Genomic DNA, 22,328 nt, shown 5'->3' with positions numbered 1-22,328 from the left:
CGCCCGCCGCCCGTCGCTCGCCGTGCGGGAGCCACCCGGCGTTCGCCGTTCGTCGTGCGGAACTGGCCTCCCGTTCCCGCGGGAACGCCGGGCAGGGCTCACCCCGTCGGCGCCGAGCCGACCTCGGCCTCGAGACGGCGGACGACGTCGCGGTGAGCCATGAGCACACTGACGACGTAGCGGAGGTCGATCCGCTCCCCGTCGACGTGCACGGCGTCGGGCAGGTCGGCCGCACCGAGGGAGGAGAGGATCCCGGCGACCGTGCCCGTCGTGACGGACGGACCAGACACCGGCTGGCGCCGTCGTGGGCGGCGACGGGGGCCGTCGGGGATCCCGGTGCTGACCGGCCGGCCGTCCGCGGGTCGGCGTCGTCCCGGGGCGGATCCGGCGGGACGACGACGGCCGCGTCCCGGCACCGGTGACGCGGCAGGTGGCGGCGGGGTGTCGGGGCGGCGAGCTGACCGGTGGTCGACGGGGTGGACGCCGGCGAAGGCGTCGGCGGTCTCGGCGGTGTCCTGCTCGACTTCCTCGGCGGGGTCGGCGAGGGCGGGGAGGCCGGTGGCGAAGGCTGCGTCGGCCGGTCCCCAGACGCGGCGGCCGTCGGGGGCGGTGACGACGAGTCGGCCGTGGCGACGGGTCATGGCGAGGTCCAGGTCGTGGACCACGCCGTGGTCCGCATCGCAGAGCAGCACGAGGTTGGCAAGGTCGGTCCGGCCGCCGTACCGCCAGTGCCGCATGTGGTGGGCGTGCAGCCGCTCGATGCGGGTCTCGGTGCAGCCGGGGCGGGCACAGCCGCCGTCGCGGCGCAGCAGCGCCCGCCGCTGGGCCTGCGTGGCCCGGCGTCGGCGGCGGCCGACGGCGAGTGGTTCGCGGTCGCGTTCGAGCATGCTGACCACGGTGGCCTCGCAGAGCATCCGCCGCACCTGGGCCGGGTGCAGCGCCGGGCCGCCGTCGAGGTAGGCGCGGCCGGCGGCGGTGTCGTCGTCCAGCACGGCGGCGTCGACGTGCACGACGACCTCCCGGCGGGGCGGGTCGCCCGAGCGCCGGTCGGCGCGCACCGCTGCCTGAGCGAGCCGGCCCAGCGCAGCACAGCGGCGGGCGGCGGTCACCCCGGTCGGCTCGTCGGCGAGGCAGCCGTCGGCTCCTCCCGGGGCCGCGGCACCGGAGGACCGCTTCCGGGCTGCGCGGTCGCGGCGGGCGGCACGCTCGGCGAGCGAGTCGACCGCAGCCAGCAGGTCCGCTCCCTCTTCGGCGGTCATCCGCACCTGGAGGACCAGCATGCCGGCGTCGTCGGTCCAGGTGTCGAAGCGCCGCCGTTCGCCGACGGTGCCGTCGTCGACCGCGTCGGCGCGCCGCCACTGCCGCACGACTCGCTCGCTCTGTGACGCGGTGGCTTCGAGCGCGAACTCGAGCAGCGCCGCCTCGGTGCCCGGCTCGGCCACCCGGGTCAGGGCGCGCACCTTGGAGTAGGACAGCCGGCCTGCGGCGAAGGCCTCGCCGATGAGCGGTAATGCCCGCAGAGCCCGGGCGACCCGCACGTGTTCACGCGCCGCTCCGGGGCTCAGACCGCACTGCCAGGCCAGCCAGTGCGCGCACGAGCGGATGCCGTACCCGCCCCAGCCCTCCCGCTCGTCGAACTCCGCGACGAGCCGCAGCCAGGCTGCCGACGCGGCGGCCAGCCGGACCGCCCCGGCGGTGATCTCCCACGCCAGCTGAGCCACGGGCATCGCGGACAGGTCGTCTCCGTTCGAATGCATGTTCGAAACGTAGTGGTGGGTTCCGACAGGACCGCAGGTCGCCGGTGTGCAGACGTCGGTGTGAGGCGCCCACAGGCGCGGCTGATGGCTGGGCAGGTGCCCGGGCGGTCCCGCGGGAACACGGTGCGGCCGACCGATGCGACGGCGCCTGCCGGAGTCGCTCGAGGCGACAGTCGGCGCCGGCGGCGTCGGCAGGTGCCCCGGCGTTCCCGCGGGAACGTGGTGCGTCGGCCCGGAGCGAGGCGCCGCCGCCTGCCCGAGGCGGGACGGGGCCACAGGGGGACCACCCGAGGCGCGAGGCGTCCCGGGGCGTTCCGCGGGAACGCCCTGGGCCGTCCGCGGGAACGCCCGGTCAGCGACCGGCGAGGTGCCGGATCCCGGTGGTGCTGGGGAGGAAGACGTAGGCGCAGCCGCGGGTGGTGACCAGGCGGGGCAGGTCGGTCAGCTCGGCCTTGCCGCCGGAGGTGCGGAACCGGAAGGTGCCACCCGCCCCGTCCCCGGCGCCGGTGCCGAGGATGGGGTCCTGGGTGCGGCCCAGTCCGGGCGCGAACAGGCCGTCGAGCGCCCACTCGGCCATGAGGAACTCGAACTGGTCCCGCAGGCTGGCACCGATGAAGAGGCCGACCACGCCGCGTTCCCGTCCGTCGTGCGGCCGGGCCGGGTCGTAGGGCGGGCCGTAGGTCAGCCCGCGCCGGACGATGCGGTGCTTGTGGCCCCCGTTGCCGGCGACCCGGGAGTCGCGCGGGTGCATCCGACGGATGTGCGCGCCGATCGGGCAGCGCTCGCCCCGCTCGTCGCCGGCGTAGTCGAAGTCGTTGAGCGCCTCGGGTGGCAGCCGGGAATCCGAGTCGGGGGCGAGGACCAGGGGCGTCCCGCTCCGCCACCGCCCGCACAGCTTCGCGGCGACCAGCTCCTCGGACATGCAGGTGCGCCGTGACTGCTCGGCCAGCAGCGCGCAGAAGGCGTCGACGTCCTGGGCCATGACCCGGAACGCCGCGAAGCTGCCGTTGCGGCCGAGGGCGGGAGGGTCGGGCACCGGGTAGCTGTGGCGGGTGAACTGGCTGGGGTGGCCGAGCAGGAAGGCCCCGGTCGGCTGGACGGGCAGCCGGTCGGGCGGTCCGGGCGGCGGGGCGGGGGCGACGGTCGGCTGGGAGATGCCGTCCACGTAGCCGAAGTGGTCGGTCCGGTTCGGCAGCAGGTCGGCGTCCACGCGGTCGAGCTCGGTGAGCCCGGGCGAGGTACCGGCCAGGAGGGCGTCCGTGGCCCGCTCCCGTGCCTCCGGGGACACCGCGGACAGCGACAGGAGCAGGTGGAACCCCCGGCCGGTGAAGACCGGCCGCCAGTGTGCGGGGTCGCTCGGCCCGACGTCCCCCACGACGGCGGCGCGGGTGACGGCGCCCTCGGTGAACTCGGCGGGGAACCCGGACAGCGACGCCCCGAGCGCACCCAGCCCCTCGGCGGTGAACGCCACGTTGAGGCAGGAGTCCGGCTTGACCTCCCACGGGGTCGCCGTGGTGACCTGCGGCCGGCCGGGCGTGCCGTCGACCACCGAGCCCAGCAGCGCCCGGGCGGCCGGCACGGAGTCGACGCGCATCAGCAGGTGCCGCGCGTGGGCCATCGTGTAGCCGCGGACGGCCAGCCCCTGCACGTCGGCGAGGTCGAGCACCTCCGCGTCCGCCTGGACGCTGCGGTCAGCCGGCGTCGTCAGCACGGATGTCCAGCACCGGCCGGGTCGGGTAGGCGCTGTAGAAGGGCCCGACGCACCCCAGGTCGTGCCGGCGCACGTAGGCGAGGAACTCGTCCGGGTGCTGCTGGACCGGCAGCGGCGGCGGGTCGACCATGTGCTGCAGGAGGAGGTCGAAGACCGGCCCGATGTGGTCGACGAAGTCCATGATGTACCGCTCGAAGTCCCCGTCGTACGTGGTGATCACGGCCAGCCGCTCGTCGTCGAGGAAGACGAACCGGGCGAAGTGCACCGTGCCGATCGAGTCCAGCGCGGTGATCACCGGGTTCTCCTCCCGCGGCAGCGCCTGCAGCCGCTCGACCTCGGCCCGCAGCGCCTCGCGGGCCTCGGGCCGGATCGGCATGACGAGCGTCAGCGGGTTCTGCACCGTCGTCCCGGTCGTGGTTGCCCCGGTCATGGACAGACCTCCTCGTCTCGCGGACGGCGGAGTGCCGCCCGGACCCCAGACGATGCGGCGGCCGCATCACCGCCGCGTCACGTCCGCGTCACCGCGCCCCCGCCGTATCAGCGAGGGTGTCGGCGTTCTCTGTCGGTGAGGTACCGCCGGAGGGGGACTCATGGACGTGCGGATCGGCCTGTTGGACGGATTCACGCTGGTCACGGACCCGATGCGACCGGCCGGGCGGGACGTCGTCCCGCGAGCGGTGCAGCGGCTGGTCGCCCACGTCTGCCTCACCGGCCGACCCGGCCGGGCGGCGGTCGCCGGGCTGCTGTGGGGAGACGTCCCCGAGGACCAGGCGCAGGCGAGCCTGCGGTCGGCGCTGTGGCGGCTGCGCCGGGTGGCGCCCGGACTGCTCGACACCACCGGGGGCGCCCTCGCGGTCGGCCGGGGTGTGGGCGTCGACGTCCACGACCTGGCCGCCTGGGCGCTCCGGACCCGGGACCCGCGCACCGACCTCGACGACCTGGACCTGCCGCCCGCGGACCTGCTGGGCGACCTGCTGCCCGGCTGGCACGACGACTGGGTGCTCGTCGAGCGGGAACGGCTGCGGCAGCTGCGGCTCTACGCGCTGGAGACCCTCGCCGCGCGGCTCGCCGCAGCGGGGCGGCCCGGCGACGCGGTGGCGGCGGCCCACGTCGCCGTGCGGGGCGAGCCGCTGCGGGAGAGCGCGTACCGCCTCCTCGTGCGCGTCTACCTGGCCGAGGGTGACGTGACCGCCGCCGTGCACGCCTACCGGCAGTTCCGCACGAGGCTGCGCGACGAGCTCGGCATCGACCCGACCGACCGGCTGACCCGCCTGGTCGCGCACCTCGGCGAAGGACAGCGGGTGGCCTCCTGAGGAACCGCCGACGGGGGGTGTATCAGCCGGGCCGACCGGTGCATCTGTCCGACGTGGGCCCGGCCCCGGTCCCGAGGCAGGAGCCGGGCCGCCACCACCTCAGAGTCTCCCCGGAGGTCCTCCATGGCCACGCAGCCGCCCGGTACCGCCCACCCGGGTCACGACGTCCCGTACGGGGAGCTGCTCAGCGGCCTGCGTCGCTTCATCCGGACCGAGGGCCGGCGCTACCTGGACGACCCGAACATCACCTCGATCGGCCTCGGCGACCGGGTCGTCGGAGGGCGGCGGACCGGCGAGCTGGCGGTGCAGTTCACCGTGGAGGAGAAGCGCTCCGAGCCGGAGGCCCTGGCCGCGCTGGGGACGACCCCCGTGCCGGAGGTCGTCACGGTCGCCGGCATCCGCGTGCCGACCGACGTGCTCGACCGCCGCTCGCAACCGGCCCTCACAGCCGGTCCATCCCGGTCCCTGGCGAGCACCCGTGGACCCTCGACGTCCTCGCGGGCGGCGGGGACGGACCAGTGACCGTCCCTGCCGGACCCCGCGCTCCGTGGGATCCGGCCGGGCCTCCGACCCGACGAGGAGGGGCCGTGCCCGAGCGGCCGGCGATCGACGAGCGGCGAGGAGCGTTCGAGCCGGCTCTCCGGCACCCCCACCCCGGGCCCGGGGACCAGGAGGTCGAGCAGGTCTGGCTCGGCCCGGGGCACCGCGACGTCGGCTGCGGCTACCCCGACTCCCGGCTCGCCGACATCACGCTGCCGTGGATGGCCGGGCGGGTGCAGCGGAACGGTCCGGAGTTCCGGGACGACGCGTTCGCCCGCCACGCGCCGCGGCGGTACGACGGCCTGCGGGGCACCCTCCGGACGACGCGGGTCCCGGTCGACCGGTCGCCGGCCGGCGTGCGCAGGACGGCGTCCTGAGCGGATCCGCGAGCGTGCTGAGCGCCTCCCGCGCACGCCGCACTGATCACGACTACCCCGGTATCTCCTGGCCCCGCGCGTCCTCTGTCGGGGGGAGACCCGGTCAACACCCCGCTGCGGGGCGCTCTGCGCCCCTCGATGGCAGGAGGTGGCACGCATGCTCGTTGACGACGACGTCACCCACCTGGTCACGGCCGCATCGCGCGGTGACCAGGAGGCGTGGAACGCCATCGTCGACCGGTACCTGCCGCTCGTGTACTCGGTGACGCGCGCCTACCGGCTCGGCCGGAGCGACGCCGAGGACGTGAACCAGACGGTGTGGCTGCGCCTGGTGGAGCACCTCGACCACCTCCGCGAGCCGCGCGCCCTCCCCAGGTGGCTCCTGACGACGGCCCAGCACGAGTGCGGCCGCCTGACCAGGGTCGGCCGCCGCGAACAGCCCGTCGACCCGCTCACGGACCGCGCCATCGGCGGCGCGGTCGACGACGCGGTGGTGGAGGCCGACCTCCTCCGTGCGGAGCGCCAGCAGTCGCTGCGGGACGGTCTCGCCCAGCTGCGTCCCGCGGACCGCCGGCTGCTGTTGCTCCTGGCGGAGGACCCGCCGCGGAGTTACCGCGAGATCTCCGAGCTCACGGGTATGCCGATCGGCAGCATCGGCCCCACTCGGGCCCGGTGCCTCGAGCGGCTGCGAGAGACCCCTGCCGTGCGGGCCCTGCTCGCGGGAGAGTCTGCGGTAGCCCACACGGGAGGTGACCGGGGTGAGCCCCAAGCCTCGCCACAACGGCGATGACCCGCTGCTCCGGGAGCTGGCGGAGGCGCAGAGCGCGGCACGGGCCGTACCCGAGACCGTGCGCGCGGCGGCCCTCGCGGCGTTCTCCTGGAGGACCGTGGACGAGGAGCTCGAACTCCTCGTCCTCGCGCACGACTCGGCGCTCGTGACCGGCGCGGGCGACGTCCGCGCCGCTGCCTCGGACGGCCAGCGGGAGCTGACCTTCCGGGGGGGTGCCCTCTCCGTGGAGATCGAGGTGGGCGCGGACGTGCTGGGCCACCTCGTCCCACCGCAGCTCGGCCGGGTCACCCTGGCCGGCACCCGGGAGGTCCTGGCCGAGGCGGACGCCGACGCGCTGGGCTGCTTCCGGCTGCCCCGGCCGGAGCGTGGACCGGTCCGTTTGGTGTGCCGGACGGACGGCGCGGCCGTCACCACCGGGTGGATCCGGCTGTAGCGGCGACCGAGCCCGCCGTCGTCGCGGCCGCGGCCGGCTTCGTCCGCGTCGGGGCCGACGCGCCCCAGCCCCCGGTGGGGGCGGCTCAGGCGGAGCTCGCGGCGGGCCCGGTCACACCCGCGCCCTCTCCGGCCCGACGTCGACCCAGGCGGTGACCACCCGGACGCCAGCAGCCGTCCGCAGGTGCAGGCGGAAGCACCGGCCGGGGGCGGACCGGAGGACGAAGCACCCCAGGGCGTCGATGTCCGCGGACGCCCGGTCGCCGTCCACGGTCTGCAGCTGCACCCGTCCCGGTCCCCGTGGCACCACCTGTCCGAGCAGGCGCGCCGCGCCGAGCTCCACCGCCACGGTGAGGTCGGCGGCGACGAAGGTGAGGCCCCGGAGCGCGGCGAGGTCCTCCCGGTCCGCCCGGTCGGTCCCCGGGACGGCAGCGCAGTCGCGGGCGAGGGGCGCCAGCTCGGCGTCCAGCGTGCGTCGGCCGTACGCCGCCCGCGCGGCCATGCGGAACCGCGGCGGGACCGTCCGTGCGTCCCGTACGGCCTCGGCGAGCGCGCGCTCCAGCCCTGCGTCGTCGGTCGTCCACCGTCCGGACACATCCCTCAGCTCCTCGTCGTCCGCTCGCCCCGGTCGCGGTCGCCGGCGTTCCCTCCCTCACCGTCGGTGCGGGTGGACGTCGTGGCCGTCCCCGTGGCGACGGGACGTGATCCGGCTGAGCGCCGCCCGTGCCGTTCCACCCTCCTCCCGGTCCTCCGGAGGGGGCGCCTCCACCGAGTCGGGCGCTCCCTCCCCGCCGCCGATGTGGGGGAGGTCCGGCTCGGGCAGCGACTCGCCCGTCCCGGTTCCGCCGGTGGACCCGCCGTCTCCCAGCAGGTGCTCGACCGCCGCCCGCTGCTCGAGGTCGGCCACGTTCCGCGCGCGGTCGAACCGCTCGCCTCGCCGGGACACCGTGCTCGCGGTCATCTCGCCCTCCCTGGTCGCCGCTCCCCGTGCCCATCCGGAGCGGGCACGGGCAGCCGTGATACGTGCCGGTCCGGCGCGGTCGGCTCCAGGGGATCGACGGCCGCCCTGCTCAGCGCACCGCCTGTCCCGCGTGGCACGCCTCCAGGTACAGGTCCAGGACGACGTCGATCCGGGCCGTGCACTCCTCGACGGCCGCCCGGTGCTCGCGGCTGTCCCGCTCGCGGCGGCGCAGCCGGGCGCGGGTGAGCTCGGCGCACGCGTGGGCGAAGTCGGCGCCGAGCTGGTCGACGAGGCTGCCGGGGACCACCGGCGGGGACGTCTGCACCGGGTGGAGCACGGACGCTCCTGTCGTCCCCGGTCCGGGGCCCGTCACGGGTGCACCCGGCGGACGTCGGCCCGGACGCCGTGCACCAGCGCGGCCGGCCGGGCCTCGACCAGGGCCAGGTGCTCCTCGACGTCCCGGACGGCGTCGGAGGGGACGTCGAGGTGGGGCCGCTTCTCCTCGTGGTCCAGGTGCGCCGGCGGCCGCGGCGGCAGGAGCAGTCGATCGAGCACGGTGCGTCTCCTCTCGGGCCCGGCCGGCGGCAGTGCCGTCGGCCGGCTGTCATCCGGCCCGCCCCGCTCCGAGACGCGTCGGCCGGTACCCACCTGAGGAGCGGCCCGGCCGGGCAGATACTCACCGGCGCTGGATCGGCGTCCGCGGTCGGCGCCGCGGTGCTGCGCGCGTCCGGGGGCGGGCTCGGGTCAGGCGCTGAGGCCGGTGCGCTGCTGGAGGCGCAACCGGCGGCGCTCGCGCTCGGAGAGGCCGCCCCAGATGCCGAAGCGCTCGTCGTTGGCCAGCGCGAACTCCAGGCACTCGGCCCGCACCGAGCAGCCGCTGCACACGCGCTTGGCGTCGCGGGTCGAGCCGCCCTTCTCCGGGAAGAACGCCTCCGGGTCGGTCTCCGCACACAGCGCCTCCAGCCGCCACGACGGGTCGCCCACGGGGGCCAGGTCCGTCCACGGCGAGAGGACGGAGGCGCTCGCGGGGCCGGGGACCAGGGACAGGTGGGGACGGGAGAACGTGGACACGGAGGGCTCCTCGGGGAAGGGGGAGTCGGACAGGTGAGTGACGGACCGGTACGGCCTCGTTGCTTTCTGTGACGTTACGGAACCCCGGGTCCCGGAGGCACTGGCAGAAATGGGACGAAAGCGGCCGCTCGTTCTGGCGGCATCTGTCGATGCCCGCCCCGCCCGGCGCGTCGTCCTCCCGCACCAGTGCCGGTCGTCCCTGGCGGTGGTTGCAGAACGGGAGGATCGTCGGAGACCTCCCCGGAGGTGAACCGCATGACGACCACCCGGCCCACGTTCGACGAGTTCCTGGCCTGGCTGGAGGCGGGGCGGGAGCAGGGTCAGGTCCACTTCGACGAGCACCAGCAGTGCTGGCACGTCCTCGGCCACCCGGAGGCGAGCACCGTCCTCTCCGATCCGGCCGTGTTCTCCTCCGACCTCACGTCGCTGCAGCCCGCCCAGGACGACTTCGCGCTCTTCCAGCGCGGCAACCTCGTCCGGATGGACCCGCCGCGGCACCGGACGCTGCGCTCCCTGGTCAGCCAGGCCTTCACCCCGCGGGTCGTGGCCGACCTCGAGCCGCGGATCGCCGCACTGACCACCGAGCTGCTGGAGCAGGCGGGCGAGCGCTTCGACCTGGTCGACGCGCTGGCCTACCCGCTGCCGGTCATCGTGATCGCCGACCTGCTCGGCGTCCCGACCACCGACCGGCCGCTCTTCCGCCGGTGGGCCGACGTGCTGCTCGGCCAGGACATCGACCCCGACCAGGCACTGCTCGAGGCCGGGGAGCGGGCGATGGGCGCCGTCGCGCCCGTCATCCGGGAGATGAACGAGTACTTCCTCGCCCACATCCGGTCCCGGGGGCGGCACCCGGGCGACGACCTGACCAGCCGCCTGGTCCGGGCCGAGGTGGACGGCGAGCGGCTGGCCTACGAGGAGATCGTCGGCTTCGTCGGCCTGCTGCTCGTCGCCGGCCACATCACCACCACCGCGACGCTGGGCAACGCCGTGCTGGCCTTCTCCGACGCGCCCGGGGCCGCCGCCGCGGTGCGGGCCGACCCCGCCCTGCTCCCGGCCGCGATCGAGGAGGTGCTGCGGCTGCGGACGCCGTTCCCGCGCCTGGCCCGCTTCACCACGACCGACGCCGCGGTGGGCGGTGTGCGCATCCCCGCCGGGCAGGTGGTGCTGCCCTGGCTGGCCGCGGCCAACCGGGACCAGCGGGTGTTCGCCGAACCGCAGCGCTTCGACCTGCACCGCCGGCCCAACCCGCACCTGACCTTCGGCCACGGTGTCCACTTCTGCCTCGGCGCGCCGCTCGCCCGGCTGGAGGCCCGGGTCGCGCTGCGCCTGATCTTCGAGCGCTACCGCGACGTCGAGGTCGCCGCCGACGAACCGGTCGAACACCGCAACCCGTGGACGATGGTCGCCGTCACCCGCCTGCCGCTCGTCGTCCGTCCCGCCTGACGCGGCTGCCTACCCCCGGACGTCGAACGTGGCCAGCACGCCGGCGCGGTGCAGCAGGTCGGCGAGCGCCCGGCCGTCGCCGGCGCGGACGACCGGGACGGTGCCGACCCGCGACTCGGTCTCCGGCGGGGTCGTGCCGATCGGGGCGACGGTGCGCAGCGCGATGGCCGCGACGTGCTCCGGGTGCGACCGGGCGAAGTCGCGGTAGATCTCCGGGTCGTGCTCGCCGTCGTCGCCGACGAGGACCCACCGCACGCGCGGCAGGTCGGTGGCCAGCCGCTCCAGCGCCCCCCGCTTGTGCGCCCGGCCGCTGCGGAACCAGGCGCGCGGGCTGATGCCCCAGTCGGTGAGCAGCAGCGCGCCGGCGGGGAAGCCGTGCCGGTCGAGGAAGGCGGTGATCGGGCCGGCGAGGTTCCACGGCCCGTTGCTCACGTAGACGACCGGCGCGTGGGCCCCGGCCGCGGTCAGCCGGGTGAGCAGCGCGGCCATGCCGGCGACCGGACGGCGGGTCGAGCCGTTGCCCGCGAAGGTGCGCCAGGCGGCGCGGAGCGGGTGGCGGATGCCGGTGATCCACACGGTGTCGTCGATGTCGCAGACGACGCCGCGGGTGGCGTCCGAGGCGGCGACGTGCAGCGGTGCGGGCACCGGCGGGCGGCCCTCGGGGTGCAGCAGAGCCGCCGTTCGTCCGGCCGGCAGCTCGACGGGGACGACGAGGTCGACCAGGCCCGCCTCGTCGGCGCGGGCGCGGACCCGGACCTCGCCGAGGGTCACGTCGACCTCGCCGTGCGGCTGCTCGAGGGTCAGCAGCCGCCGCCACCCCGGGATGTCGAGCCGGGCGCTCGGGTCGGTGCCCGGCGGGGCCAGCAGCAGCCGCCCGCGCACCCGCGCCCGGCCCTGCGCGGCATAGCCGGGGTAGCCGAGCGCGGCCGTCGTCCAGCCACGGCGGCGCGCGCGGGCGGAGAGGACCTCGTCGAGGTGGGTCTTGACCCGGTAGGCGGCCGCGACCGCGCGCAGCGACCGGCTCGCGGGCGCGTCGGACACGGGCACCTCCGTCGGGACGTGCGCCGACCGTACTGACCCGACGCCGGTGCCGCAGGTCCGGTGGGGCACTGGTGCCCTGTCGGACTGCGGGGTCGCGTGCGAGCGTCCTCCCGTGCTCCACACGTCCCCAGCAGCGGGGTACGGGGCCTCCCCGGATCGGCGCTCCCATGACCCTGGACGACATCGCCACCACCCTCCTCGAGCAGCGCATCGCCGGGGAGGTGCTCCGTCCCGCGGACGCGGGCTTCGCGCAGGCCCGTGCCGAGGCGGTCTTCAACGGGGACATCCGGCGGCAGCCGGCGCTCATCGTGCGCCCGACGTCCACCGAGGACGTGGCGCGGGCCATCGTCTGGGTCCGGGAGCAGGGCGCGGACCTGACCGTGCGCGGCGGAGGCCACAGCGGGTCCGGGGCGTGCGTGGCCGAGGGCGCGGTGATGCTGGACCTGTCCCGGCTCGCCGACGTCCGGATCGACCCGGGAACCCGGCGGGCGCACGTCGGGGGAGGGGCGACGTGGGCCGCGGTCGACGCGGCGACGGCACCTCACGGACTCGCCGTCGTCGGGGGCACGGTGAGCCACACCGGCGTCGCCGGGCTGACCCTCAGCGGCGGGATGGGCTGGCTGACGGCCCGCCAGGGGCTCAGCAGCGACAACCTCGTGGAGGCCACCCTCGTGACCGCCGACGGCCGGGTGGTGACCGCCTCCGAGCAGTCCGAACCCGAGCTCTTCTGGGGCCTGCGGGGGGCCGGTGCGAACTTCGGCGTCGTCACCGAGTTCGTGTTCGCGCTCCACGAGGTCGATCCCATGGCCGACCTGGGCCTGTTCTTCTGGCGGGCGGAGGACGCCGCCGAGCCGCTGCGCCTGGCCCGGGAGCACCTCTTCGGCCTTCCCGACGGCATGGGGGCCGTCGTCGTCGGACTCTCGGCCCCCCCGGAGCCCTTCGTGCCCGAGGAGCACCGCGGCATCCCCGGGATCGCCGTCGTCGTCGTCGGCTGGGGGGATCCGGAGCTGCACGCGGCGGCGGTCGCGCCGCTGCGCGAGCTCGGGCCGCTCTTCGAGCTGGTCACCCCGATCCCGCACGTGGCGCTGCAGCAGATGCTCGACGCGGGCAACCCCTGGGGCATCCTCGCCTACGACAAGGGGCTGAACCTCGACGACCTATCCGACGAGGTCATCGAGGTCCTGCTCACCCGGCTGCCGCGCAAGCGCTCGCCGCTGTCCTACATGCCGATCTTCGCGCTGACCGGCAGGTACCGGGAGATCCCGGACGACGCCACGGCTTGGGGGACCCCGCGCAGCGCCCGGTGGGCCACCGCCATCGTGGCCTTCGCCGAGGACGAGGGGACCCTCGCGGCCGAGCGGGCGTGGGCGCGGGACCTGTGGCAGGCGCTCGAGCCCCACGCACGCCGCGACAGCGTCTACGTCAACTTCGAGGCCGAGCTGGACGACGCACGGGTGCGTGCCACGTACGGCGCCAAGTACGGGCGGCTGGCCGACCTGAAGGCCGAGTGGGACCCGGACAACGTCTTCCGCCACAACGCGAACATCGCGCCCGCGGCGGCCGTCGACGTCCCCGCGCCCCGGACGGCTGCGCGACCGGCCACGCGACCGGCCACGCGACCGGCCACGCGACCGGCCACGCAGCCCGCACCCTGATCAGGCCGCGACCGGGGTCTCGCCGAACAGGCTGCAGTCCGAGCCGAGCTCGTACGGCCGGTACTCCACCTCCCAGCCGGGGCCGGCGTCGCGGACGACGGTGTGCGGCCCGGTGATCGCGTACATGCAGGACGAGTCCGAGTCGCTGCCGACCCACAGGTCGATGGTGTAGTCGGCCTCGGGCGTCCAGTCCGAGCAGCCGCCGCAGCGGTCCTCCACCACGAAGTACGCGCGGACCAGCGGCACGTAGAAGACCGTCCCGACGGCGAACTCGTCGCCGCCCGCGTATCCCACCGCGAGCGTGATGGGGTCGTCGTAGGTCCCGGTGCCGCCGGCCCTGCGGCCGGAGGAGGTGGTCCGGGTCCCGGCAGGCGAGTTGTCCTGCAGGCTGTACCCGGTGAGGTACGCCGTCTCGACCCAGCCGTCCGGCTCCGAGCCGGAGTAGGCGGCGGCCTCCGGGGCGGCGACCGTCGGCACCAGGACGGCGGCGCACAGGCCGGTCAGCCCTGCGGCGGCGGTGGTCACGGTGCGGCGGGTCGGTGTCCTCATGGCGTTCCTGTCCGTCGGGGGCGGGAGCGCGGGCCACTCTCCCGGCCCGGGCGGACGGCCACGAGTCGACGCCCCGGATCGGGGTGGGGACCCCCGCGCGTCGGCAACCGCGCGTGTCGGACACGCGCAACGACCTCCGCGACGGCGCGCCGTGTCGTCGCGGGAGGGAACCGTGCCCTGTCTTGCCGTCTTGCCGTACCGCCCGGACCGCAGCATGCTGCCGGTACTCCCATCCCGGGCTGTGGCTTGACTCACAAGCCCAGGTCCGGTCCGAGAACGAGACGCATGCACCCGAGTCCCAGGAGGAGCCGGTGACAGCGACCCAGGCACGCACCAGCAGGACGGGCGACAAGCTCTCCGGCCGGGTGGCGTTCGTGACCGGCGGAACCCGGGGGATCGGCGCGGCGATCTGCCGCAGCCTGGCCGCCCAGGGCGCCGACGTCGCGGCCGGCTACAGCGGCAACACCGAGCGGGCGGAGATGTTCGCCCAGGACTTCGCCGGGGCCTACCCGGACAGCCACATGAGCGTGCACCGCGGCGACATCGCCAGCCCGGAGGACTGCCGACGCACGGTCGCCGAGGTGATCGAGCGGCACGGCCGGCTCGACATCCTGGTCAACAACGCCGGCATCACGGCCGACCGCACCGTGCTGAAGATGACCGACGACGACTGGCGCCGGGTCATCGACGTCAACCTGTCGGGCGCCTTCTACCTGTCGCAGGCCGCGCTCAAGCACATGCTGGAGCGCGGCAGCGGGCGGATCGTGATGATCTCCTCGGTGATCGGCGAGATGGGCGGCATCGGGCAGTCCAACTACGCCTCGGCCAAGGCCGGGCTGCTCGGTCTGACCAAGACCCTGGCCCGCGAGGCCGCGATGCAGGTGCAGCGCTCCGGCAAGACCGACGGCCTGGGCATCACGGTCAACGCCGTGACGCCGGGCTACACCGCCACCGAGATGCTCGACAGCGTCCCCGACAAGGTCCTCGACAACCTCAAGGCGAAGATCCCGCTCGGCCGGCTGGGCGAGCCGGAGGAGATCGCCCGCGTCGTGCACTTCCTCGCCGCCGACGGCTCCGGCTACATCACCGGGCAGGTCTGGGGTGTCAACGGCGGCCTCGACATGTAGCAGCAGGGACGGGTAGCAGCAGGGACGGGGGGCCGCAGGACTGGCCTCCACCACCGACCAGGGAAGAGGTGTCCGGGTGTTCGACCGCATCGCCGTCGTCAACCGTGGGGAGCCCGCGATGCGGCTCATCCGTGCGGTGCGGGAGCTGGACGCCGAACACGGCACGCGCACCCGCGTGATCGCCCTGCACACCGAGGCCGAGCGGCGGGCGACCTTCGTGCGCGCCGCCGACGAGGCGGTGCTGCTGGCCGACACCGGCGCCGGCTCGCCCTACCTCGACCACGCCGAGCTGGCCCGGGCCCTCCGGGCCAGCCGTGCCGACGCGGCGTGGGTGGGCTGGGGCTTCGTCGCCGAGGACCCCGCCTTCGCCGAGCTGTGCGCCGACCTCGGCGTGACCTTCATCGGGCCGTCGCCGGAGGCGATGCGGCTGCTCGGCGCCAAGATCGAGGCCAAGGTGCTGGCCGAGAAGGTCGGCGTCCCGGTCGCACCGTGGAGCCACGGCCCGGTCGAGGGGCCCGACGACGCCCGGCGGCACGCCGAGGCCATCGGCTACCCGCTCATCGTCAAGGCCCGCAGCGGTGGCGGGGGCCGCGGGATCCGCGTCGTCCGCTCGCCCGAGGAGCTCGAGGAGGCGCTGACCCGCACGCAGACCGAGGCGCAGCGGACCTTCGGCGACCCGGTCGTGTTCATGGAGCGGCTGGTCGAGGGCGGCCGGCACGTCGAGGTCCAGGTGATCGCCGACGGGCACGGCACCGTCTGGGCCCCCGGCGTGCGCGACTGCTCGGTACAGCGGCGCAACCAGAAGATCATCGAGGAGTCCAGCTCGCCGGCGCTCACCCCGGAGCAGGACGCCGCCCTGCGGGAGTCCGCCATCGCGCTGGCCCGTGCGGCCGGGTACGTCGGCGCGGGCACCGTCGAGTTCCTGTACCAGCCCCAGGAACAGCTCACCACCTTCCTCGAGGTCAACACCCGGCTGCAGGTCGAGCACCCCGTGACCGAGATGACCACCGGCCTGGACCTGGTGAAGCTGCAGCTGCACGTGGCCGCCGGGGGCCGGCTCGAGGGCGACCCGCCCTCGACCAACGGGCACGCCGTCGAGGCGCGGCTCACCGCCGAGGACGCCGAGCAGGGCTTCGCGCCCGCACCCGGCCGGGTCGACCTGCTGCGGCTGGCCAGCGGCCCCGGCATCCGCGTGGACACCGGGCTGAGCGTCGGCGACGCCGTCCCGCCGCAGTACGACTCGATGATCGCCAAGATCATCGCCTGGGGCCGGGACCGTCCCGAGGCCCTCGCCCGGCTGCGCTGCGCGCTGCGGGAGACGACCGTGGTGCTGGCCGGCGGGACGACGACCAAGTCCTTCCTGCTCGACCTGCTCGACCGTCCGGAGGTCGTGGAGGGCACCGCCGACACCGGGTGGCTGGACCGCGCCGGCACGATCGCGGCCGGCCCGGCCGGCAACGCGTGGGTGGCGCTCGTGCAGGTGGCGCTCGACCTCGCCGAGGCGGAGGTCGAGCAGGAGCGGCTGGCCTTCCTGTCGTCGGCCCGCGGCGGCCGGCCGCGGGCGCCGCACGAGGTGGGCCGCACCATCGAGCTCGGCATGCGCGGGCAGGTGTACCGGCTCACGGTCGCCAACCTGGACCGCGACCGGTACCGGGTCGGGCTCGACGACCGGGTCGTCGACGTCGAGGTCGACCGGCTCGGCCCTCTAGAGAGCCGGCTCACCACCGGCGGACGCCGGTACTCCGTGGTCGCCGCCGAGGCACCCGGGTCCTCCCTGGTCGAGGTGGACGGCGAGACGCACCGCGTGAGCCGGGACGTCGGCGGGATCGTGCGTGCCCCCGCGCCGGCCGTGGTCGTCGCCGTCCGGGTCGAGCCCGGGGACGAGGTCGAGGCCGGCCAGCCGGTCGCCGTCCTCGAGAGCATGAAGATGGAGACGGCGGTGCGGGCGCCGTTCGCCGGCCGGGTCCGCGAGGTGCGGGCCGCGGTCAACAGCCAGGTCGACGCCGGCGCCCCCCTGCTCGCCCTCGACCGGGTCGGTGGGGACGTCGAGGAGGCCCAGGGCGAGCGCGCGACCCTGCCGGGCGCGGACGAGGTGCCCGACGGCGACCCGCGGGCCCGGGCACTGGCCCGCCTGGCGGCGCTGCGGGCGCTGGTCACCGGCTACGACGTCAGCGGCAGGCACGCCAAGCAGCTGGTCGCCGAGTACGCCGCCGCCCGCGAGGAGCTGCCCGTCGACGACGCGGAGCTGCTGTCGGCCGAGCTCGACGTCCTGGTCACCTTCGCCGACATCTCCGAGCTCTCCCGCAACCGCCCGGCCACCGCGGAGGAGGAGGCCGACACCCAGGTCCACAGCCCGCGGGAGTACTTCCACGCCTACCTGCACTCCCTCGACGTGGAGCAGGAGGGGCTGCCGGAGGCCTTCCGCGCCCGGCTGCGGCGGGCGCTGGCCCACTACGGCATCGAGGACCTCGAGCCGAGCGCGGCGCTGACCGAGGCGGTGCACCGGGTCTTCCTCGCCCAGCAGCGCGTCGCCGAGCAGCTGCCCGCCGTCTCCGCCCTGCTGGACCGCTGGCTGACCGCCGACCGGCTGCCCGACGAGCCGGCGCGGACAGAGGTGGGGGAGGTGCTTGACCGGCTCGTCGTCGCCACCCAGCTGCGCTACCCCTCGGTGGGCGACCTGGCCCGCGCCGTCCGCTACCGGCACTTCGAGGAGCCGGTCGTCCGGGCGGCCCGGCAGGAGGTCCTCGACCGGGCCGCGCGGCTGCTCGACGAGCTCGACGAGGCCGCTGCGCGCGGCGACACCGCGGAGCAGATCAACCGCATGGAGGCGCTGGTCGCCAGCCCCGAGCCGCTGGTGCGGCTGCTGGCGCAGCGGTTCGACCGGCCCACCTCCGTCCCGGACCCGGTGCTCGAGGTCCTCACCCGCCGCTACTACCGCAGCCGCGACCTGGAGGACGTGCGCTCGACGCTGCTCGACGGGGACACCTGCGTCACGGCGGAGTTCGACCTGCACGGCACCCGGCTGCACCTGCTGGCCCTGATGACCGACGCGGCACGGCTGCCGGACGCGCTCGCGGCGGTGGCGGGCGCGCTGGCCGACGTCGCCGACCCGACGCAGGTGGTCGTCGACCTCTACGTGAACTGGCCCGACCGCCCCGCGGACGACGAGGAGGTCTCCGAGCGGCTGCGTGCGCAGCTCGAGGGCGTGCAGGCGCTGCGGACCGGCCGCCGGGTCACCGTCACGGTCTGCACCCCGGAGGGGGAGGTGGAGACGGTCACCTTCCGGCCGACCCCCGACCGGACGGCACTCGCCGAGGAGCGCGTCATCCGCGGCCTGCACCCGCTCACCGCGCAGCGGCTGGACATCTGGCGGCTCAAGGACTTCGACGGCGAGCGCGTGCCGTCGCCCGAGGACACCTACCTGCTGCACATCACGGCGAAGGAGAACCCGAACGACGAGCGGTTCATCGCCATGGCCGAGGTCCGCGACCTGACCCCGGTGCGCGACGAGCACGGGGAGGTCGTCGGGTTCCCGACGATCGAGCGGCAGCTCGTGTCCTGCCTGGACGGCCTGCGGCGCGCGCAGTCGCAGCGGCGGTCCCGGCGGCCGCTGGAGAACAACCGCATCCACCTGTACGCCTGGCCGTCGATCGAGGTGCCGCTGGCCGAGGTGGCCGAGTTCGCGCGCACCGCCGCCCCCCTGACCTACGGCGCCGGCCTGGACCAGATCGTGCTGCTGGCCCGGCTGCAGGAGGAGGGCGGCCCGCCGCGCGACGTGGCGCTGCGCTTCTCCGCCCGCCCGGGCGCCGGGACGCAGATGCGGGTCACCGACCGCCCGACCGAGCCGCTCAAGGTCCTGGACGACTACACCGCCAAGGTGCTCAGCTCCCGGGCCCGCGGCGCGCCCTACCCGTACGAGCTGGCCCCGCTGCTGGCCGGCCCGGACGGCTCGTTCGTCGAGCACGACCTGGACGCCGACGGCCGGCTCACGCCCGTCGAGCGCCCGCCCGGGCAGAACAAGGCGGGGATCGTCGTCGGCCTGGTGACCACGCCGACGCCGCGCTACCCGGAGGGCATGACCCGGGTGGCCCTGTTCGGCGACCCGACCAAGGCGCTGGGCACCGTGGCCGAGCCGGAGTGCGCGCGGGTCGTCGCGGCGCTGAACCTGGCCGAGGAGCGGGGCATCCCGGTCGAGTGGTTCGCACTCTCGTCGGGGGCGCGGATCTCGATGGACAGCGGCACCGAGAACATGGACTGGGTGTCGCGGGCACTGCGCCGGATCATCGAGTTCACCCAGGCCGGACACGAGATCAACGTCGTTGTCACCGGGATCAACGTCGGCGCCCAGCCGTACTGGAACGCCGAGGCCACGATGCTCATGCACACCAAGGGCATCCTGGTCATGACCCCGGACAGCGCGATGGTGCTCACCGGCAAGCACTCCCTGGACTACTCCGGCGGGGTGTCGGCCGAGGACAACTTCGGCATCGGCGGCTACGACCGGGTGATGGGGCCCAACGGCCAGGCGCAGTACTGGGCTCCCGACCTCAACGGCGCGCTGGACGTGCTGTTCCGGCACTACGACCACGCCTACCGCGCGCCGGGGGAGCGCTGGCCGCGGCCCGCGCCCACCACCGACCCCCGCGACCGGGACGTCCGCGACTACCCGCACGAGCACCCGGACAGCGAGTTCACCCGCGTCGGCGACGTCTTCTCGGCGGAGAAGAACCCCGAGCGCAAGAAGGCGTTCGACATCCGCACCGTCATGCGGGCGGTCACCGACCAGGACCACCCGGTGCTCGAGCGGTGGGCCGGCATGGCCGACGCCGACACCGCCGTCGTCCTCGACGCCCACCTCGGCGGGCACCCGGTCGCCGTCCTGGGCGTGGAGTCACGGCCGATCCCGCGGCGCGGCAGCCACCCGGCCGACGGGCCCGACCAGTGGACGGCGGGGACGCTGTTCCCGCGCTCGTCGAAGAAGACCGCGCGTGCGATCAACGCGGCGAGCGGGAACCGGCCGCTGGTGGTCCTGGCCAACCTCTCCGGCTTCGACGGGTCACCGGAGTCCCTGCGCAACATCCAGCTGGAGTACGGCGCGGAGATCGGCCGGGCGATCACCAACTTCGACGGTCCCATCGTCTTCTGCGTCGTCTCCCGCTACCACGGCGGCGCCTTCGTCGTCTTCTCCGGCGTCCTCAACGACAACATGGAGGTCCTCGCCGTCGAGGGCTCCTACGCCTCGGTGATCGGCGGCGCGCCGGCCGCTGCGGTGGTGTTCTCCCGCGAGGTCGACAAGCGCACCGCCGCCGACCCCCGCGTGAAGGAACTGGAGGCGGCCATCGCCGCGGCCGACGCCGTCGAGCAGGCCCACCTCCGGTCGCAGCTGGCGAGCCTCCGCACCGCCGTCCGCTCGGAGAAGCTCGGCGAGGTGGCCGCCGAGTTCGAGGCCGTCCACGACATCGAGCGCGCCCGCCGGACGGGCTCGGTGCACGCCATCATCCCCGCCGCCGAGCTGCGGCCCCGCCTCATCGCCGCCGTCGAACGGGGCATGGAGCGCGCGGCCACCACCTGACCGCCCCACAGAGAGGACTCTCGTGAACGCGTTCGTCCTGAACCGGCACGGCCGCATGGTGTTCCCCTCGAACATCATGCCCGAGCTGGACTTCTCCACCCTGGAGACGCTCGAGCAGCTCGACAGCGTGATCCGCCGGGACTTCGAGACCAAGGCCCCGAGTGGTACCGAGATCCTCGAACGGGTGCGGACCGGTGCCTACGCCACCCGCTACGACCTGATGCGCGACATGGCCCTGAACCTGTTCTGGGCCAACCGCTTCTCGATCACCATGTACGACAAGCGGCCCACCCGCTGGGCCGACGTCCCCCGGTCGCGGTCGGACGTGTTCCTGCCGGTGCTGGAGCCCTGGGAGGACGGCGAGACCAAGATCGCTGCGGTGGAACAGGCCTACCCGCAGCTGCCGTCGCGGTGGGACGAGGGCTGCGAGGACCGGATCTTCGACATCCTCTTCGACGTCTACGGCCACCGGAAGCACCACGCCTCGACGCTGCCGGCGGTCAAGCCCACGGTCGCGGAGTTCCTCGAGCAGCCGGGGGCGCTGACCTTCCGGCTGCCGGACTACGACCCGGACTACCCGGTCTACGACTACACCGACATCCTCGACGTCTCCGAGGACGTGCCGGAGCTCGAGGCACTGCACCGCTGGGCGATGGTGCTGCACAACCAGTACCCCTGGGACCGCTCGAAGATGGAGCTGGCCCAGGCCGGCGACCTGAAGGACGACGACTACGTGGTCGCCTTCCACCCCCGGGACAAGGAGGTGCGGGGCTTCCTGCGCCGGCTGCGTGCCGGTGCCGGGCCCCGGCACGTCGCCGGGCCGCGCGAGTCCCGGCCGCCGGTGCGGCCGTACCCGGAGCTCGACGTGCGGCAGCGCTTCTCGGTGCAGCCGCGGATCGAGGCGCTGGCCGCGGTGCACGGTGACCAGATCTGCAGCAACGACGACCTGATCCGCAACACCGCCTACAACTGGTCGCCGATGAGCGCCGACGAGATCTCGGCCAAGACCGGCATCGAGCAGCGCGAGTACAGCTCCCTCCCGCTGGAGGACCTCGCGCTGGAGGCCGCCGAGGCCGCCCTCGACAAGGCGGGGCGAGCACCGGAGGAGATCGGCGCCGTGCTGGTCTGCACCTGCACCAGCTCCCGGCTCATCCCGTCGCTGGCCACGTACCTCTGCGGCCAGCTGGGGATGCACCAGGTGTACGCCGCCTACGACATCATCGCCGCCTGCGCGGGCATGCCCTACGGCGTGGCCGACGCCGTGCGGATGCTGCAGGAGGTCGAGCGGCCGGTCCTCGTCGTCTGCGTCGAGAAGTTCTCCGACAAGATCGGCAACGTCCGCACCTCGCGGATGATCTTCGGGGACGGCGCGGCGGCGCTGGTCGTCGGCCCGGCCCCCGAGGGCACCGACGGCGACATCGACTACATGAAGACCTACGCCAGCGGCCCGGCCAGCGAGGTGAACTCGATCCTCTGGCCCAACCCCGAGTTCGACAACAACATCACGGTGTTCGGCCCGCAGGTGAAGGCGCTGGCCGGCCGCTACCTCTCCCAGATGATCGACGAGCTGGGGCAGCTGCCGGCCCCGGACGGCCGGGAGGGGTCGCTGATGGACGCGATCGACCTCATCGTGCCGCACCAGGCGAACAAGACGATGGTGATCGGCCTGGCCGAGCGGGCCGGGCTGACCGCCGACCAGCTCTACTTCAACATCGAGAAGGTCGGCAACACCTCCTCGGCGAGCATCCCGCTGGCCATCCACGACGCCGTACGGGACGGGGTGGTGACCGAGCCGGTGCGGGTCTTCGCGCCCGGGTTCGGCGCGGGTGCCGTGGCCGGGTACGCCGTGATGCGGGTCGACCCGGCCGTGGTCGCCGTCCAGGGGTCGTCCGCGCCGCACGAGCACGCCGAGATGCCTGCCCCGGAGCCGGCGGACCAGGCGCAGCCCGGGTCGGCCTCGGAGGGGATGCGGGAGGCCTTTACCTGAGC

20 protein-coding genes are annotated in these 22,328 nt (G+C 74.8%); 10 read left to right on the top strand and 10 right to left on the bottom strand.

All coding sequences use genetic code 11. The features are described from left to right. Window positions 1–98 precede the first annotated feature (98 nt). The 3 genes from ACU610_RS08670 to ACU610_RS08660 all read right to left on the bottom strand — a co-directional run bounded on the left by ACU610_RS08670 (window position 99) and on the right by ACU610_RS08660 (window position 3,898). Window positions 99–1,757, bottom strand: coding sequence for a DUF222 domain-containing protein (locus ACU610_RS08670; protein WP_446767302.1), 1,659 nt, complete (start codon window positions 1,755–1,757; stop codon window positions 99–101). A 352-nt stretch (window positions 1,758–2,109) separates the two neighbouring features. Further along, window positions 2,110–3,468: a Dyp-type peroxidase gene (locus tag ACU610_RS08665; RefSeq protein WP_446767301.1), complete on the bottom strand. Its 1,359-nt coding sequence runs from the start codon at window positions 3,466–3,468 to the stop codon at window positions 2,110–2,112. After that, a complete protein-coding gene (locus tag ACU610_RS08660) occupies window positions 3,449–3,898 on the bottom strand; it encodes a hypothetical protein (protein WP_446767300.1) in 450 nt (149 codons plus the stop codon). The genes ACU610_RS08665 and ACU610_RS08660 overlap by 20 nt, the downstream gene beginning before the upstream one ends. Window positions 3,899–4,058: 160 nt before the next feature. Between ACU610_RS08660 and ACU610_RS08655 the strand changes: the two genes are divergently transcribed. From ACU610_RS08655 to ACU610_RS08635, 5 genes are all read left to right on the top strand, one after another. Then, entirely contained in the window at window positions 4,059–4,781 is a 723-nt protein-coding gene (locus ACU610_RS08655; RefSeq protein WP_446767299.1) for an AfsR/SARP family transcriptional regulator, read from the top strand. 123 nt (window positions 4,782–4,904) lie between these two features. Then, window positions 4,905–5,303 (top strand): hypothetical protein, encoded by a 399-nt coding sequence (locus ACU610_RS08650; protein ID WP_446767298.1) that lies wholly within the window; start codon window positions 4,905–4,907, stop codon window positions 5,301–5,303. Between the two features lie 65 nt (window positions 5,304–5,368). Next, complete coding sequence (locus tag ACU610_RS08645) at window positions 5,369–5,698, top strand: phospholipase effector Tle1 domain-containing protein (RefSeq protein ID WP_446767297.1); 330 nt, start codon at window positions 5,369–5,371, stop codon at window positions 5,696–5,698. 157 nt (window positions 5,699–5,855) lie between these two features. Then, window positions 5,856–6,488 (top strand): RNA polymerase sigma factor, encoded by a 633-nt coding sequence (locus ACU610_RS08640; protein WP_446767296.1) that lies wholly within the window; start codon window positions 5,856–5,858, stop codon window positions 6,486–6,488. Next, window positions 6,457–6,921, top strand: coding sequence for a hypothetical protein (locus ACU610_RS08635; RefSeq protein ID WP_446767295.1), 465 nt, complete (start codon window positions 6,457–6,459; stop codon window positions 6,919–6,921). Before ACU610_RS08640 ends, ACU610_RS08635 begins: the two co-directional genes overlap by 32 nt. Window positions 6,922–7,032: 111 nt before the next feature. Here ACU610_RS08635 and ACU610_RS08630 read toward each other — a convergent pair whose 3' ends face one another. The 5 genes from ACU610_RS08630 to ACU610_RS08610 all read right to left on the bottom strand — a co-directional run bounded on the left by ACU610_RS08630 (window position 7,033) and on the right by ACU610_RS08610 (window position 8,952). Next, a complete protein-coding gene (locus ACU610_RS08630) occupies window positions 7,033–7,515 on the bottom strand; it encodes a hypothetical protein (protein ID WP_446767294.1) in 483 nt (160 codons plus the stop codon). Window positions 7,516–7,572: 57 nt separating this feature from the next. After that, window positions 7,573–7,881, bottom strand: coding sequence for a hypothetical protein (locus ACU610_RS08625; protein WP_446767293.1), 309 nt, complete (start codon window positions 7,879–7,881; stop codon window positions 7,573–7,575). Between the two features lie 109 nt (window positions 7,882–7,990). After that, window positions 7,991–8,218, bottom strand: coding sequence for a hypothetical protein (locus ACU610_RS08620; RefSeq protein ID WP_446767292.1), 228 nt, complete (start codon window positions 8,216–8,218; stop codon window positions 7,991–7,993). Window positions 8,219–8,250: 32 nt separating this feature from the next. Further along, entirely contained in the window at window positions 8,251–8,436 is a 186-nt protein-coding gene (locus ACU610_RS08615) for a hypothetical protein (RefSeq protein WP_446767291.1), read from the bottom strand. Window positions 8,437–8,625: 189 nt separating this feature from the next. Beyond that, the gene (locus tag ACU610_RS08610; RefSeq protein ID WP_446767290.1) at window positions 8,626–8,952 is read right to left on the bottom strand and encodes a WhiB family transcriptional regulator; all 327 of its coding nucleotides are present in this window, start codon (window positions 8,950–8,952) and stop codon (window positions 8,626–8,628) included. 255 nt (window positions 8,953–9,207) lie between these two features. On the opposite strand from ACU610_RS08610, the gene ACU610_RS08605 reads away from it, so the two are divergent. Beyond that, window positions 9,208–10,395, top strand: a complete 1,188-nt coding sequence (locus ACU610_RS08605) for a cytochrome P450 (protein ID WP_446767289.1) — start codon at window positions 9,208–9,210, stop codon at window positions 10,393–10,395. A gap of 9 nt (window positions 10,396–10,404) precedes the next feature. On the opposite strand, the gene ACU610_RS08600 is transcribed toward ACU610_RS08605, so the two are convergent. Next, window positions 10,405–11,436: an App1 family protein gene (locus ACU610_RS08600; RefSeq protein WP_446767288.1), complete on the bottom strand. Its 1,032-nt coding sequence runs from the start codon at window positions 11,434–11,436 to the stop codon at window positions 10,405–10,407. A gap of 167 nt (window positions 11,437–11,603) precedes the next feature. Here ACU610_RS08600 and ACU610_RS08595 point away from each other — a divergent pair, with 167 nt between their 5' ends. Next, window positions 11,604–13,091, top strand: coding sequence for an FAD-binding oxidoreductase (locus ACU610_RS08595; protein WP_446767287.1), 1,488 nt, complete (start codon window positions 11,604–11,606; stop codon window positions 13,089–13,091). Here ACU610_RS08595 and ACU610_RS08590 read toward each other — a convergent pair whose 3' ends face one another. Then, window positions 13,092–13,640 (bottom strand): hypothetical protein, encoded by a 549-nt coding sequence (locus tag ACU610_RS08590; protein WP_446767286.1) that lies wholly within the window; start codon window positions 13,638–13,640, stop codon window positions 13,092–13,094. It abuts the gene before it with no gap. A 311-nt stretch (window positions 13,641–13,951) separates the two neighbouring features. Between ACU610_RS08590 and ACU610_RS08585 the strand changes: the two genes are divergently transcribed. The 3 genes from ACU610_RS08585 (at window position 13,952) to ACU610_RS08575 (ending at window position 22,326) form a co-directional block, all read left to right on the top strand. Further along, complete coding sequence (locus ACU610_RS08585; protein WP_446767285.1) at window positions 13,952–14,767, top strand: 3-oxoacyl-ACP reductase family protein; 816 nt, start codon at window positions 13,952–13,954, stop codon at window positions 14,765–14,767. Between the two features lie 76 nt (window positions 14,768–14,843). Next, window positions 14,844–20,339, top strand: a complete 5,496-nt coding sequence (locus tag ACU610_RS08580) for an ATP-binding protein (protein ID WP_446767284.1) — start codon at window positions 14,844–14,846, stop codon at window positions 20,337–20,339. A gap of 22 nt (window positions 20,340–20,361) precedes the next feature. Next, window positions 20,362–22,326 (top strand): 3-oxoacyl-ACP synthase III family protein, encoded by a 1,965-nt coding sequence (locus ACU610_RS08575; protein WP_446767283.1) that lies wholly within the window; start codon window positions 20,362–20,364, stop codon window positions 22,324–22,326. Window positions 22,327–22,328 lie beyond the last annotated feature (2 nt).

Source organism: Geodermatophilus sp. URMC 61 (assembly GCF_052931555.1).
The sequence above is the reverse complement of the archived record's forward strand: the minus strand, read 5'-3'. Positions and strand labels throughout refer to the sequence as shown.

What these genes read in the sequence shown, in the direction of transcription:
- ACU610_RS08640 (WP_446767296.1), top strand. Translation starts at nt 5,856, where the DNA reads ATGCTCGTTGACGACGACGTCACCCACCTGGTCACGGCCGCATCGCGC.
- ACU610_RS08650 (WP_446767298.1), top strand. Translation starts at nt 4,905, where the DNA reads ATGGCCACGCAGCCGCCCGGTACCGCCCACCCGGGTCACGACGTCCCG.
- ACU610_RS08660 (WP_446767300.1), bottom strand. Translation starts at nt 3,898, where the DNA reads ATGACCGGGGCAACCACGACCGGGACGACGGTGCAGAACCCGCTGACG.
- ACU610_RS08590 (WP_446767286.1), bottom strand. Translation starts at nt 13,640, where the DNA reads ATGAGGACACCGACCCGCCGCACCGTGACCACCGCCGCCGCAGGGCTG.
- ACU610_RS08670 (WP_446767302.1), bottom strand. Translation starts at nt 1,757, where the DNA reads ATGCATTCGAACGGAGACGACCTGTCCGCGATGCCCGTGGCTCAGCTG.
- ACU610_RS08605 (WP_446767289.1), top strand. Translation starts at nt 9,208, where the DNA reads ATGACGACCACCCGGCCCACGTTCGACGAGTTCCTGGCCTGGCTGGAG.
- ACU610_RS08625 (WP_446767293.1), bottom strand. Translation starts at nt 7,881, where the DNA reads ATGACCGCGAGCACGGTGTCCCGGCGAGGCGAGCGGTTCGACCGCGCG.
- ACU610_RS08655 (WP_446767299.1), top strand. Translation starts at nt 4,059, where the DNA reads ATGGACGTGCGGATCGGCCTGTTGGACGGATTCACGCTGGTCACGGAC.
- ACU610_RS08595 (WP_446767287.1), top strand. Translation starts at nt 11,604, where the DNA reads ATGACCCTGGACGACATCGCCACCACCCTCCTCGAGCAGCGCATCGCC.